The 13155-nt window shown below is 64.6% G+C and carries 11 protein-coding genes; all 11 read left to right on the forward strand.

All coding sequences use genetic code 11. The features are described 5' to 3' along the window. The first annotated feature begins 17 nt into the window (after window positions 1-17). The 11 genes from LCHO_RS07505 to nuoN all read left to right on the forward strand — a co-directional run bounded on the left by LCHO_RS07505 (window position 18) and on the right by nuoN (window position 13144). On the forward strand, window positions 18-1271 hold the full coding sequence (locus LCHO_RS07505) for an NADH-quinone oxidoreductase subunit D (RefSeq protein WP_012346534.1): 1254 nt from the start codon (window positions 18-20) through the stop codon (window positions 1269-1271). A gap of 8 nt (window positions 1272-1279) precedes the next feature. Then, window positions 1280-1807, forward strand: coding sequence for an NADH-quinone oxidoreductase subunit NuoE (gene nuoE / locus LCHO_RS07510; RefSeq protein WP_012346535.1), 528 nt, complete (start codon window positions 1280-1282; stop codon window positions 1805-1807). A 4-nt stretch (window positions 1808-1811) separates the two neighbouring features. Further along, entirely contained in the window at window positions 1812-3170 is a 1359-nt protein-coding gene (gene nuoF / locus LCHO_RS07515) for an NADH-quinone oxidoreductase subunit NuoF (protein WP_012346536.1), read from the forward strand. An 18-nt stretch (window positions 3171-3188) separates the two neighbouring features. Continuing rightward, window positions 3189-5501 (forward strand): NADH-quinone oxidoreductase subunit NuoG, encoded by a 2313-nt coding sequence (gene nuoG, locus LCHO_RS07520; protein WP_012346537.1) that lies wholly within the window; start codon window positions 3189-3191, stop codon window positions 5499-5501. A gap of 14 nt (window positions 5502-5515) precedes the next feature. Beyond that, complete coding sequence (gene nuoH / locus LCHO_RS07525) at window positions 5516-6574, forward strand: NADH-quinone oxidoreductase subunit NuoH (RefSeq protein WP_012346538.1); 1059 nt, start codon at window positions 5516-5518, stop codon at window positions 6572-6574. A 30-nt stretch (window positions 6575-6604) separates the two neighbouring features. After that, the gene (nuoI, locus tag LCHO_RS07530) at window positions 6605-7102 is read left to right on the forward strand and encodes an NADH-quinone oxidoreductase subunit NuoI (protein ID WP_012346539.1); all 498 of its coding nucleotides are present in this window, start codon (window positions 6605-6607) and stop codon (window positions 7100-7102) included. A 74-nt stretch (window positions 7103-7176) separates the two neighbouring features. Next, window positions 7177-7827, forward strand: a complete 651-nt coding sequence (locus LCHO_RS07535; RefSeq protein WP_012346540.1) for an NADH-quinone oxidoreductase subunit J — start codon at window positions 7177-7179, stop codon at window positions 7825-7827. Beyond that, window positions 7824-8132 carry an NADH-quinone oxidoreductase subunit NuoK gene (nuoK, locus tag LCHO_RS07540; RefSeq protein WP_223210548.1) on the forward strand — a complete coding sequence of 103 codons (309 nt, stop codon included), beginning with the start codon at window positions 7824-7826 and terminating at the stop codon, window positions 8130-8132. The genes LCHO_RS07535 and nuoK overlap by 4 nt, the downstream gene beginning before the upstream one ends. A 21-nt stretch (window positions 8133-8153) precedes the next feature. After that, a complete protein-coding gene (gene nuoL / locus LCHO_RS07545) occupies window positions 8154-10154 on the forward strand; it encodes an NADH-quinone oxidoreductase subunit L (RefSeq protein WP_012346542.1) in 2001 nt (666 codons plus the stop codon). Between the two features lie 16 nt (window positions 10155-10170). Continuing rightward, window positions 10171-11643, forward strand: coding sequence for an NADH-quinone oxidoreductase subunit M (locus tag LCHO_RS07550; RefSeq protein WP_012346543.1), 1473 nt, complete (start codon window positions 10171-10173; stop codon window positions 11641-11643). 19 nt (window positions 11644-11662) lie between these two features. Then, the gene (nuoN, locus tag LCHO_RS07555) at window positions 11663-13144 is read left to right on the forward strand and encodes an NADH-quinone oxidoreductase subunit NuoN (RefSeq protein WP_012346544.1); all 1482 of its coding nucleotides are present in this window, start codon (window positions 11663-11665) and stop codon (window positions 13142-13144) included. Window positions 13145-13155 lie beyond the last annotated feature (11 nt).

A 13155-nucleotide genomic window follows, 5' to 3' on the forward strand; every position in this document is an offset into this window, starting at 1 on the left:
CGCCAACGAGCACAGTCATGGCAGAAATCAAGAACTACACGCTGAACTTCGGTCCCCAGCACCCGGCCGCGCACGGTGTGCTGCGCCTGGTGCTCGAACTGGACGGCGAAGTCATCCAGCGTGCCGACCCACACATCGGCCTGCTGCACCGCGGCACCGAGAAGCTGGCCGAGAGCAAGACCTTCATCCAGTCCTTGCCCTACATGGACCGTCTCGACTACGTGTCGATGATGTGCAACGAGCACGCCTACTGCCTGGCGATCGAAAAGCTCATGGGCATCCAGGTGCCCGAGCGGGCGCAGTACATCCGCGTCATGTTCAGCGAGATCACGCGTCTGCTGAACCATCTGCTGTGGCTGGGCTGTCACGGCATGGACTGCGGTGCGATGAACATGCTCATCTACTGCTTCCGGGAGCGTGAAGACCTGTTCGACATGTACGAGGCGGTGTCGGGTGCACGCATGCACGCGGCCTATTTCCGTCCGGGCGGTGTCTATCGCGACCTGCCGGACGTGATGCCGCAGTACAAGGTCAGCAAGATCCGCAACGCCAAGGCGATGGCGCGTCTCAACGAGAACCGCCAGGGCTCGCTGCTCGATTTCATCGACGATTTCACCAAGCGCTTCCCGACGCTGGTCGACGAATACGAAACGCTGCTGACCGATAACCGCATCTGGAAGCAGCGCACCGTGGGCATCGGCGTGCTGACGCCCGAGCGGGCGCTCAACCTTGGCCTGACCGGCGCGATGATCCGCGGCTCCGGCATCGCCTGGGACCTGCGCAAGACGCAGCCCTACGACGTCTACGACCGCATGGACTTCGACATCCCGGTTGGCGTCAACGGCGACACCTACGACCGCTACCTGGTGCGTGTCGAGGAGATGCGCCAGTCGAACCGCATCATCGAGCAGTGCTCGGCTTGGCTGCGTGCCAATCCGGGCCCGGTGATCACCGACAACCACAAGGTCGCTCCGCCGTCGCGCGTCGAGATGAAGACCTCGATGGAAGAGCTGATCCACCACTTCAAGCTGTTCACCGAAGGTTTCCACGTGCCCGAAGGCGAGGCCTATGCGGCCGTCGAGCACCCGAAGGGCGAGTTCGGCATCTACGCCATCAGCGATGGCGCGAACAAGCCGTACCGCCTGAAGATCCGCGCTCCCGGCTTCGCGCATCTGGCCGCACTCGACGAGATGTCGCGTGGCCACATGATTGCCGACGCCGTGGCCATCATCGGCACGATGGACATCGTGTTCGGCGAAATCGATCGATGAGCACCGCCATGTCGAATGCATCCTTCCCGGCGCAAACCGCGCCGTTCTCGGCCGCCACGCTGGAGCGCTTCGCTCGCGAAGTGGCCAAGTACCCGGCCGATCAGAAGCAGTCGGCCGTGATGGCCTGCCTGTCGATCGCGCAGCAGGTCAACGGCTGGGTCTCTGCTGAAGCCGAGAAGCAGATCGCCGACTACCTCGGCATGCCCGCGATCGCGGTGCACGAGGTGACGACCTTCTACAACATGTACAACCAGCAGCCGGTCGGGCAGTTCAAGCTCAACGTCTGCACCAACCTGCCGTGCCTGTTGCGCAACGGCCAGGCGGCGCTGGAGCACCTGTGCCAGAAGCTGGGCGTCGAAGACGGTGGCACCACCGCCGACGGCCTGTTCACGGTGCAGAAGTGCGAATGCCTCGGCGCCTGTGCCGACGCGCCGGTGATGCTGGTCAACGACCGCCAGATGATCAGCTACATGAGCCACGACAAGCTCGACCAGCTGGTCGACACGCTCAAGGCGCACGCCAAGCAAGGGGCCTGATCCGATGACGCTCGATCTCTCCCAAGTGCTGGCCGGCTTCCAGGCCACCGGCACCGAAACCTGCTTTCACGACCGCCACATCAACTCGCAGATCTATGCGGGCCTGAACGGCAAGAACTGGCGCCTGGCCGACTACGAAGCGCGTGGCGGCTACCAGGCGCTGCGCAAGATCCTCGGCGCCGACGGCGGCGAGGGCATGACCGCCGATCAGGTGATCGCCGAGGTCAAGGGTTCGGGTCTGCGCGGCCGGGGCGGTGCGGGTTTCCCGACCGGCCTCAAGTGGAGTTTCATGCCGCGCGCCCTGCCGGTGCAGAAGTACCTGGTCTGCAACTCCGACGAGGGTGAGCCGGGCACGTGCAAGGATCGCGACATCCTGCGCTACAACCCGCACATCGTCATCGAAGGCATGATCATCGCGGCCTACGCGATGGGCATCACGGTCGGCTACAACTACATACACGGCGAGATCTTCGACGCCTACGAGCGTTTCGAAGAGGCGCTCGAGGAAGCGCGTGCCGCCGGCTATCTGGGCAACCAGATCCTGGGCAGCAGGCACACCTTCCAGCTGCACGCCTTCCACGGTTTCGGCGCCTACATCTGCGGTGAAGAGACCGCGCTGCTCGAATCGCTCGAAGGCAAGAAGGGCCAGCCGCGCTTCAAGCCGCCGTTCCCGGCCAGCTTCGGCCTGTACGGCAAGCCGACCACGATCAACAACACCGAAACCTTCGCGGCGGTGCCCTGGATCATCCGCAACGGCGGTCCGGCCTACCTCGAATGCGGCAAGCCCAACAACGGCGGCACCAAGATCTTCTCGATGGTCGGTGACGTCGAACGTCCGGGCAACTACGAGATCCCGATGGGCACGCCGTTCAGCACGCTGCTGGAGCTCGCCGGTGGCGTCAAGGGTGGCAAGAAGCTCAAGGCCGTGATCCCTGGCGGATCGTCGTCGCCGGTGCTGCCGGCCGACGTCATGATGGCCTGCACGATGGACTATGACTCCATCAGCAAGGCCGGTTCGATGCTCGGTTCGGGCGCCGTGATCGTGATGGACGACACCCGCTGCATGGTCAAGAGCCTGCTGCGCCTGTCGTACTTCTACAGCCACGAAAGCTGCGGCCAGTGCACGCCGTGCCGCGAAGGCACCGGCTGGCTGTGGCGCATCGTCGACCGCATCGAACACGGCCATGGCCGTGCCGAAGACCTGGCGCTGCTCGACAACGTGGCCGAGAACATCATGGGTCGCACCATCTGCGCCCTCGGCGATGCCGCCGCGATGCCCGTGCGCGCGATGCTCAAGCATTTCCGCCACGAGTTCGTCCACCACATCGAGCACAAGACCTGCGTGGTCCCGGCTTACGTCTGACCGGCTGGTGAGAAGCACATGATTGAAATCGAACTCGACGGCAAGAAGGTCTCGGTCAACGAAGGCAGCATGGTGATGCATGCGGCCGAAGCGGCCGGCACCTACATCCCGCATTTCTGCTACCACAAGAAGCTCTCGATCGCGGCCAACTGCCGCATGTGCCTGGTCGACGTCGAGAAGGCGCCCAAGCCGATGCCGGCCTGCGCCACTCCGGTGACGCAGGGCATGATCGTGCGCACCAAGAGCGACAAGGCGCTGAAGGCGCAGCAGTCGGTGATGGAGTTCCTGCTCATCAATCACCCGCTCGACTGCCCGATCTGCGACCAGGGCGGCGAATGCCAGTTGCAGGATCTGGCCGTGGGCTACGGCAAGTCGGCCTCGCGCTACGAAGAAGAAAAGCGCGTGGTCTTCCATAAAGAGGTCGGCCCGCTGATCTCGATGGAAGAGATGAGCCGTTGCATCCATTGCACCCGCTGCGTGCGCTTCGGCCAGGAAGTGGCCGGCCAGATGGAACTGGGCATGATCCATCGCGGCGAGCACTCCGAGATCACCACGGTGGTCGGCGAGACGATCGACTCCGAGCTGTCGGGCAACATGATCGACATCTGCCCGGTCGGTGCGCTCACCAGCAAGCCGTTCCGCTACAGCGCCCGCACCTGGGAACTGTCGCGCCGCAAGAGCGTCAGCCCGCATGACAGCAACGGCGCCAACCTCGTGGTGCAGGTCAAGAACCACCAGGTCCTGCGCGTGGTGCCGTTCGAGAACGACGCCGTCAACGAATGCTGGATCGCCGACCGCGACCGCTTCAGCTACGAAGCCTTCAACAGCGACGCCCGCAACACGACGCCCATGCTCAAGCAGGGCGGCCAGTGGAAGGCGGTCGACTGGACCTCGGCGCTCGAATACGTCGCCAAGGGTCTGAAGGGCATCGCCGCACAACACGGCAATGCCTCGATCGGCGCGCTGGCGTCGGCCTGTTCCACCAGCGAAGAGCTCTACCTGCTCGGCCAGCTGGTGCGTGGCCTGGGCAGCGACAACATCGATCACCGCCTGCGTCACGCCGACTTCCGACAGGACGCCGGTGCGGTGCGCTGGCTCGGTACTTCGATCGCGAGCCTGTCGACGCTCGATCGCGCGCTGGTCGTCGGCTCGTTCCTGCGCAAGGATCACCCGCTGTTCGCGCAGCGGCTGCGCCAGGCGGCGCGCCGCGGTGCGCAGGTCACCCGCGTGCATGCGCTGGCCGACAATTGGCTGATCAGCATCGCCGCCGAAGCCGTCGGCGCGCCGAGCGAATGGGTCACGCTGCTGGGCGAGATCGCCAGTGCGATCGCGGCAGCCAAGGGCGTTGCCGCACCGTTCGCGCTGACCGCCGGCGCGCAGGCTCAGGCCATCGCGCAGAGTCTGCTCGGTGGTGAACGCAAGGCCGTGCTGCTCGGCAACGCCGCAGCGCAGCATCCGCAAGCCGACGATCTGCTGGCCTTGGCCAACTGGATCGCAGAACAGACCGGCGCCAGCGTCGGCTACCTGGGCGAAGCCGGCAACAGCGTCGGCGCCCAGCTGGTCGGTGCGCAGCCGCAGCAAGGCGGCCTCGACGCCGGCCAGATGCTGGCCCAGCCGCGCAAGGCCTATCTGCTGTTCAACACCGAGCCGGTGCTGGACGCGGCCAACGCAGCCCGTGCCGCCAAGGCGCTGGCCGCCGCCGACATGGTGGTGGCGTTCAGCCCCTTCAGCGCCAACCTCGAACACGCCGACGTGCTGCTGCCGATCGCGCCGTTCACCGAGACCGGTGGCAGCTTCGTCAATGCCGACGGCCGCGTGCAGAGCTTCCACGGCGTCGTGCGTCCGCTGGGCGACACCCGTCCGGGCTGGAAGGTGCTGCGCGTGCTCGGCAACCTGCTGGGCCTGCCGGGCTTCACGCAGGAGACGGTCGAGGAAGTGCGTGCCCAGGCTTACGGCGATGTCGCCACGATCCCGGCCCGTCTGTCCAACCGCACCCGCACGCTGGCGCGCACGGCGGCCACGCCGCAGGGTCTGCAGCGTCTGGCCGACGTGCCCATCTACGCCACCGATTCGACGGTGCGCCGCGCCCCGGCGCTGCAGCGCACGGCCGATGCCGCCGCATCCGTGGTCAGCGTGCCGTCCGAGCTGTGGGGCCGGCTCGGCCTCGTGGCGGGCGCCTCGCTGCGCATCACGCAAGACGGTGCCTCGGTGACCTTGCCGGCTCAGCTCGATGCCAGCCTGGCCGCCAACACCGTGCGCGTGAGCGCGGCGCTTTCCGCCACCGCAGTCCTGGGTGACGCCTTCGGCACCCTTGCCGTCGAACCCGCCTGAGCCTGGACCTGATCATGCTGGACACCCTGCAAACATTCGGAAGCGCGACGCTGGGCGGCGCCTGGCCTGTCGTCTGGACCCTGCTCAAGATCGTCGTGGTGCTGCTGCCGCTGATGGGCTGCGTGGCCTATCTGACGCTGTGGGAGCGCAAGGCGATCGGCTGGACGCAGATCCGCCCGGGCCCCAACCGCGTCGGCCCCTGGGGTCTGCTGACCCCGATCGCCGATGCGGTCAAGCTGCTGTTCAAGGAAATCATCACCCCGAGCGCGGCCAACAAGGGCCTGTTCTACCTCGGCCCGATCATGACCATCATGCCGGCGCTGGCCGCCTGGGCGGTGGTGCCGTTCGGCCCCGACGTCGCGCTGGCCAACGTCAACGCCGGCCTGCTGTTCCTGATGGCGATCACCTCGATGGAGGTCTACGGCGTGATCATCGCCGGCTGGGCCTCGAACTCGAAGTACGCCTTCCTGGGTGCGATGCGTGCGTCGGCCCAGATGGTCAGCTACGAGATCGCGATGGGCTTCTGCTTCGTCGTCGTGCTGATGGTCACCGGCAGCCTGAACATGACCGACATCGTCGTCGGCCAGACCAAGGGCAACTTCGCGTCGATGGGGCTGAACTTCCTGTCGTGGAACTGGTTGCCGCTGTTCCCGATCTTCATCGTCTACTTCATCTCGGGCCTGGCTGAAACCAACCGCCACCCGTTCGACGTGGTCGAAGGTGAAGCCGAGATCGTGGCCGGTCACATGATCGAGTACTCGGGCATGTCGTTCGCGATGTTCTTCCTGGCCGAATACGCCAACATGATCCTGGTCTCGGTGCTGGCCGTGATCATGTTCCTCGGCGGCTGGGATGCACCGGTTTCCTTCCTGTCGTTCATTCCGGGCTGGATCTGGCTGGGCATCAAGACCTTCTGCGTGGCCACGATGTTCCTGTGGGTGCGAGCCACCTTCCCGCGCTATCGCTACGACCAGATCATGCGTCTGGGCTGGAAGATCTTCATTCCGATCACGCTCGTGTGGCTGGTCGTGGTGGGCCTGTGGATCCAGTCGCCCTGGAATGTCTGGCTGTAAGGCGCGCACGCGTATCCCAAGGAAACTCACATGTCCGCCGTGACCAGTGTCAAGGATTTCGTCTCCAGCTTCATGCTGCTGGAGCTGCTCAAGGGCCTCAAGCTCACCGGCCGTCATTTCTTCCAGCGCACGGTGACCGTGCAGTTCCCGGAAGAGAAGACGCCGCTGTCGCCGCGCTTTCGGGGCCTGCATGCGCTGCGCCGTTATGAAAACGGCGAAGAGCGCTGCATCGCCTGCAAGCTGTGCGAGGCCGTCTGCCCCGCGATGGCGATCACCATCGAGAGCGATGTGCGCGCCGACGGCAGCCGCCGCACGACGCGCTACGACATCGATCTGACCAAGTGCATCTTCTGCGGCTTCTGCGAAGAAAGCTGCCCGGTCGATTCGATCGTCGAGACGCACATCTTCGAATACCACGGCGAAAAACGCGGTGACCTGTACTTCACGAAGGACATGTTGCTGGCCGTCGGTGATCGCTACGAACAAGAAATTGCAGCCAACAAGGAGGCGGACGCCAAGTACCGCTGAACCGCAGCAGCGGTCCGGGCGACAGCCGTCGCCAGGGATCGCCTGTGCCGGCTTCACGTGTACCCGATGACGACATGGACACCACCACCGCGCTCTTCTACGTCTTTTCCGCCGTCTTGCTCTTTGCGGCGTTCCGGGTCATCACCGCCCGCAGTCCGGTTCACGCCGCGCTGTACCTGGTGCTGGCGTTCTTCACCGCATCGTGCGTCTGGATGTTGCTGCAGGCCGAGTTCCTGGCGATCTCGCTGGTGCTGGTCTATGTCGGCGCCGTGATGGTGCTGTTCCTGTTCGTCGTCATGATGCTCGACATCAACGTCGATGTGCTGCGGCAGGGTTTCTGGTCGCACTTCCCGGTTGCTGCCACGGTCGGCGTGATCATCGCGCTGGAGATGGCAGTGGTGCTGCTGCGCGGCTTCAACCTGCCGATCGCCAAGGCGATGCCGGGTGCCGCCGAAGGTGTTCCCAACACCAAGCTGCTGGGGATCGAGCTCTACACCGACTACCTCTACCCGCTGGAGATCGCCGCGGTGATCCTGCTGGTGGCGATCATTGCCGCGATCGCGCTGACCCTGCGTCGTCGCAAGGACGTCAAGGGCCAGAACCCGGCCGAACAGGTCAAGGCCAAGAAGGCCGATCGCCTGCGCATCGTCAAGATGGATCCGGTGCGTGCCGTGCCCTCCGCGCCGGCCGCCGCCGATGCCACCGCACCGAAAGGACAAGCCTGATGGTCGCCCTCGGACACTACCTGACACTGGGCGCGATCCTGTTCGCGTTGTCGGTGATCGGCATCTTCCTGAACCGCAAGAACCTGATCGTTCTGCTGATGTGCATCGAGCTGATGCTGCTGGCGGTCAACCTGAACTTCGTCGCCTTCTCGCACTATCTGGGCGATATGGCGGGGCAGGTCTTCGTCTTCTTCATCCTGACCGTGGCGGCAGCCGAGTCGGCGATCGGCCTGGCCATCCTGGTGGTGCTGTTCCGCAACCGGTCAACGATCAATGTCGACGAGCTCGACACTCTGAAGGGCTGAGGCCAGAGGGAACACAAGAACATGTCCGAGCTCTCTCAATCCACCCTGCTGGCCGTGCCGCTGGCACCGCTGGCGGGGGCCGTCATCGCCGGCTTCTTCGGCAAGACGGTGGGCCGCCGCGGCTCCCATGTCGTCACCATCCTCGGTGTGCTGATCGCCTTCGTCCTGTCGGTGATGACGCTGCTCGACGTGATCGGCGGCGCACGCTTCAACCAGACCGTCTATGAATGGATGGTGCTGGGCACGCTGAAGATGGAAGTCGGCTTCCTGGTCGACGGCCTGACCGCCATGATGATGGTGGTGGTCACCTTCGTGTCGCTGATGGTGCACATCTACACCATCGGCTACATGGAAGAAGACCCGGGCTACCAGCGCTTCTTCTCGTACATCTCGCTGTTCACCTTCTCGATGCTGATGCTCGTGATGAGCAACAACTTCCTGCAGCTGTTCTTCGGCTGGGAAGCGGTCGGCCTGGTGTCCTACCTGCTGATCGGCTTCTGGTTCAAGCGGCCGACGGCGATCTTCGCCAACATGAAGGCCTTCCTGGTCAACCGCGTGGGTGACTTCGGCTTCATCCTCGGCATCGGCCTGATCGTCGCCTATGCCGGCACGCTGAGCTACGCCGAGGCCTTTGCCAAGGCCCCGGAACTGGCCAAGCTGGTGTTCCCCGGCACCGAGTGGATGCTGATCACGGTCACCTGCATCTGCCTGTTCATCGGCGCGATGGGCAAGAGCGCGCAGTTCCCGCTGCACGTCTGGCTGCCCGACTCGATGGAAGGCCCGACCCCGATCTCGGCGCTGATCCACGCCGCCACGATGGTGACGGCCGGCATCTTCATGGTGGCGCGCATGTCGCCGCTGTTCGAGCTGTCCGACACGGCTCTGAATTTCATCCTGATCATCGGCGCGATCACCGGCCTGTTCATGGGCTTCCTGGGCATCATCCAGAACGACATCAAGCGCGTGGTCGCGTATTCGACGCTGTCGCAGCTCGGCTACATGACGATGGCGCTGGGTGCCTCGGCCTACTCGGTCGCTGTGTTCCACCTGATGACGCACGCCTTCTTCAAGGCCCTGCTGTTCCTGGGTGCGGGCTCGGTGATCATCGGCATGCACCACGATCAGGACATCCGCAACATGGGCGGCCTGCGCAAGTACATGCCCATCACCTGGATCACCTCGCTGCTGGGCTCGCTGGCGCTGATCGGCACGCCGCTGTTCTCGGGCTTCTACTCGAAGGATTCGATCATCGAGGCGCTGCACGCCAGCCACCTGCCGGCCGCGCACTGGGCCTACTGGGCCGCGGTGATCGGCGTGTTCGTGACCGCGTTCTATTCGTTCCGGATGTACTTCCTGGTTTTCCACGGCAAGGAACATTTCCATCACAAGCCCTTCCCGGCAGAAGACGATCACGGCCACGATGACCACGGCCATGCGCACACGCCGCACGAGTCGCCCTGGGTGGTCACGGCCCCGCTGGTGCTGCTGGCGATCCCGTCGGTGGTGATCGGTTACCTGACGATCGGTCCGATGCTGTACGGCGACTTCTTCAAGGATTCGATCCTCGTCAACGCCCAGCTGCACCCGGCGATGGACAAGCTCGCGGCCGGTTTCCACGGCGCTGCGGCGATGGCGATGCACTCCCTGCAGACGCTGCCGCTGTGGCTGGCCGTGGCCGGTGTCGGGACCTCGTACGTGTTCTACATGCTGGTGCCGGCGATTCCGCAGACGCTGGGCCGCGTGCTCTCTCCGCTGATCACCGTGATGCAAAACAAGTACTACATGGACTGGATCAACGAAAACATCCTCGCCGCCGGAGCCCGCATGCTCGGCCGCGGGCTCTGGAAGGGTGGTGACGTGGCGGTCATCGACGGCGCCCTCGTCAACGGCTCGGCACGCCTGGTGGGCTGGATCGCATCGCTGGTGCGCCTGTTCCAGACCGGCTACATCTACCACTACGCACTGGTCATGCTGATTGGCGTCTTCGCGCTGATGAGCTGGTTCGTGTTCCAGTCGCGTTGAGCAGGGGAACCACGACATGGCTTACCTCTCGCTCTCCATCTGGGTGCCGATCGCCTTCGGTGCTCTTCTTCTCGCCCTCGGCCGTGACGAAAACGCCAACGTCACGCGCTGGATCGCGCTGGTCGGCGCGCTGGTCAGTTTCCTGATCACCTTGCCGCTGATCGGCAGCTTCGACACGGCGACTGCCGCGATGCAGTTCCAGGAGAACCTGCCCTGGATCGAGCGCTTCAACGTGCGCTATCACCTCGGCGTGGACGGCATCTCGGTCTGGTTCGTGCTGCTGACCGCCTTCATCACCGTGATCGTCGTGATCTCGGCCTGGGAGGTGATCGAGAAGCGCGTGCATCAGTACATGGGCGCCTTCCTGATCCTCTCCGGCCTGATGGTCGGCGTGTTCAGCGCGGTCGACGGCATGCTGTTCTACGTGTTCTTCGAGGCCACGCTGATCCCGATGTACCTGATCATCGGCATGTGGGGCGGTGCCCGGCGTGTCTATGCGGCGTTCAAGTTCTTCCTGTACACGCTGGCCGGCTCGTTGCTGATGCTGATCGCGCTGATCTTCCTGTACTACAAGTCGGGTGGCAGCTTCGAGATCCTGACCTGGCACGCACTGCCGCTGGGCGAGACGCCGCAGATGCTGCTGTTCTTCGCCTTCTTCGCGGCCTTTGCCGTCAAGGTGCCGATGTGGCCGGTGCACACCTGGCTGCCCGACGCCCACGTCGAGGCGCCCACCGGCGGCTCGGTCGTGCTGGCGGCGATCATGCTCAAGCTCGGTGCCTACGGCTTCCTGCGCTTCTCGCTGCCGATCGTGCCGGATGCGGCCATGACCTACGCGCCCTTCATCATCACGATCTCGCTGGTCGCGGTGATCTACATCGGCCTGGTCGCGCTGGTGCAGAAGGACATGAAGAAGCTGGTGGCGTATTCGTCGATCGCCCACATGGGCTTCGTCACGCTGGGCTTCTTCATCTTCAGCGAGCTGGGCATCTCCGGCGGCCTGGTGCAGATGATCTCGCACGGCTTCGTGTCGGGCGCGATGTTCCTGTCGATCGGCGTGCTGTACGACCGCGTGCATTCGCGTGAGATCGCGGCCTATGGCGGCGTGGTCAACACGATGCCCAAGTTCACCGCGTTTGCCGTCTTCTTCGGCATGGCCAACTGCGGCCTGCCGGGCACCGCCGGATTCATCGGCGAGTGGATGGTGATCCTGGGCGCCGTGAAGTACAACTTCTGGATCGGCCTGCTGGCGGCGACGGCGCTGATCTTCGGCGCGGCCTACACGCTGTGGATGATCAAGCGGGTGTATTTCGGCGATGTCGCCAACGACGACGTGCGCGAACTCACCGACATCAATGCCCGCGAGTTCCTGATGCTGGCGCTGCTGGCCATCGCCACGCTGGCGATGGGTCTGTATCCGAAGCCCTTCACCGACGTGATGCACACCTCGGTGACCGAGCTGATCCGCCACGTTGGCGTGTCGAAACTTTGATGACGGAGCTGGTCGCACCATGACGTCCATGAATTGGCTCGCGGTCTATCCCGAGATCTTCCTGTTGGTGATGGCTTGCGTGGTTGCGCTGGCCGACCTGTTTGTCACCGATCCCCGCCGCACACCCACCTACGTGCTGACGCTGGTGACGCTGGCCGCTTTTGCAGCCATGCACCTGGCGCTGTTCAACGGTGGCGAGACGCTCTACGCGGCCGGCCGCATGGTCGTCACCGACCCGATGGGTCACCTGCTCGCGTTCTTCTCGACCGTGGCCGTCGCGGTCACGCTGGTCTATGCCCAGCCGTATGCGGCGAGCCGCGAGATGCTCAAGGGCGAGCTGTTCACGCTCAGCCTGTTCTCGCTGCTGGGCATCTCGATCATGGTGTCGGGCAACAACTTCCTGGTCATCTATCTCGGCCTGGAGCTGATGAGCCTGTCGCTGTACGCGCTGGTGGCGCTGCGGCGCGACCACGCCCAGTCGACCGAGGCGGCGATGAAGTACTTCGTGCTCGGCGCGCTGGCCTCGGGTTTCCTGCTCTACGGCATGTCGATGATGTACGGCGCCACCGGCAGCCTCGACCTCGGCCGCGTGTTCGAGGCCATCGGCAAGGGTGAAGCCAACCACCAGGTGCTGGTGTTCGGCGTGGTGTTCATCGTCTCCGGCCTGGCGTTCAAGCTCGGCGCGGTGCCGTTCCACATGTGGGTGCCCGACGTCTACCACGGCGCTCCGACGGCGGCCACGCTGCTGATCGCCGGTGCGCCCAAGATCGCGGCCTTCGGCATGACGATGCGCCTGCTGGTCGACGGCCTGCTCGGCCTGGCGGTCGACTGGCAGCAGATGCTCGTGGTGCTGTCGGTCTGCTCGCTGGTGGTCGGCAACCTGGCCGCCATCGCGCAGAGCAACCTCAAGCGCATGCTGGCCTACTCGACCATCGCGCAGATGGGCTTCCTGCTGCTCGGCCTGGTCTCCGGCGTGGTCAACGGCAACACGCTGTCGGCGGCCAATGCCTACAGCTCGGCGATGTTCTACATCATCACCTACGTGGTGACGACGCTGGGCACCTTCGGACTGATCATGCTGATGGCGCGCCAGGGCTTCGAGGCTGACCAGATCACCGATCTGGCCGGGCTCAACCAGCGCAACCCGCTGCTGGCCGGCGTGATGGCGGTGTTCATGTTCTCGCTCGCCGGCATCCCGCCGACGGTCGGCTTCTACGCCAAGCTGGCGGTGCTGCAGGCGCTGGTCTCGACCAACGACACCGGCTATCTGGTGCTGGCGATCTTCGCGGTGGTGATGTCGCTGGTCGGCGCCTTCTACTACCTGCGCATCGTCAAGGTCATGTACTTCGACGAACCCGTCGACAACTCGCCGATCCACGCCCCGGCGCATGCCCGTGCGGTGCTGTCGCTCAACGGCGCGGCCGTGCTGGTGCTCGGCATCCTGCCGGGTGGCCTGATGGCGATGTGCGCGCAAGCCATCGTCAAGGCGCTGGCGAGCTGATCGGGACGGGT

The organism is Leptothrix cholodnii SP-6 (assembly GCF_000019785.1).
GTDB lineage: Bacteria > Pseudomonadota > Gammaproteobacteria > Burkholderiales > Burkholderiaceae_C > Sphaerotilus > Sphaerotilus cholodnii.

Bases quoted from the DNA above. Each gene is read 5' to 3' on its own strand.
- LCHO_RS07505 (WP_012346534.1), top strand. From the start codon at position 18: ATGGCAGAAATCAAGAACTACACGCTGAACTTCGGTCCCCAGCACCCG.
- nuoE (WP_012346535.1), top strand. From the start codon at position 1,280: ATGTCGAATGCATCCTTCCCGGCGCAAACCGCGCCGTTCTCGGCCGCC.
- nuoF (WP_012346536.1), top strand. From the start codon at position 1,812: ATGACGCTCGATCTCTCCCAAGTGCTGGCCGGCTTCCAGGCCACCGGC.
- nuoG (WP_012346537.1), top strand. From the start codon at position 3,189: ATGATTGAAATCGAACTCGACGGCAAGAAGGTCTCGGTCAACGAAGGC.
- nuoH (WP_012346538.1), top strand. From the start codon at position 5,516: ATGCTGGACACCCTGCAAACATTCGGAAGCGCGACGCTGGGCGGCGCC.
- nuoI (WP_012346539.1), top strand. From the start codon at position 6,605: ATGTCCGCCGTGACCAGTGTCAAGGATTTCGTCTCCAGCTTCATGCTG.
- LCHO_RS07535 (WP_012346540.1), top strand. From the start codon at position 7,177: ATGGACACCACCACCGCGCTCTTCTACGTCTTTTCCGCCGTCTTGCTC.
- nuoL (WP_012346542.1), top strand. From the start codon at position 8,154: ATGTCCGAGCTCTCTCAATCCACCCTGCTGGCCGTGCCGCTGGCACCG.
- LCHO_RS07550 (WP_012346543.1), top strand. From the start codon at position 10,171: ATGGCTTACCTCTCGCTCTCCATCTGGGTGCCGATCGCCTTCGGTGCT.
- nuoN (WP_012346544.1), top strand. From the start codon at position 11,663: ATGACGTCCATGAATTGGCTCGCGGTCTATCCCGAGATCTTCCTGTTG.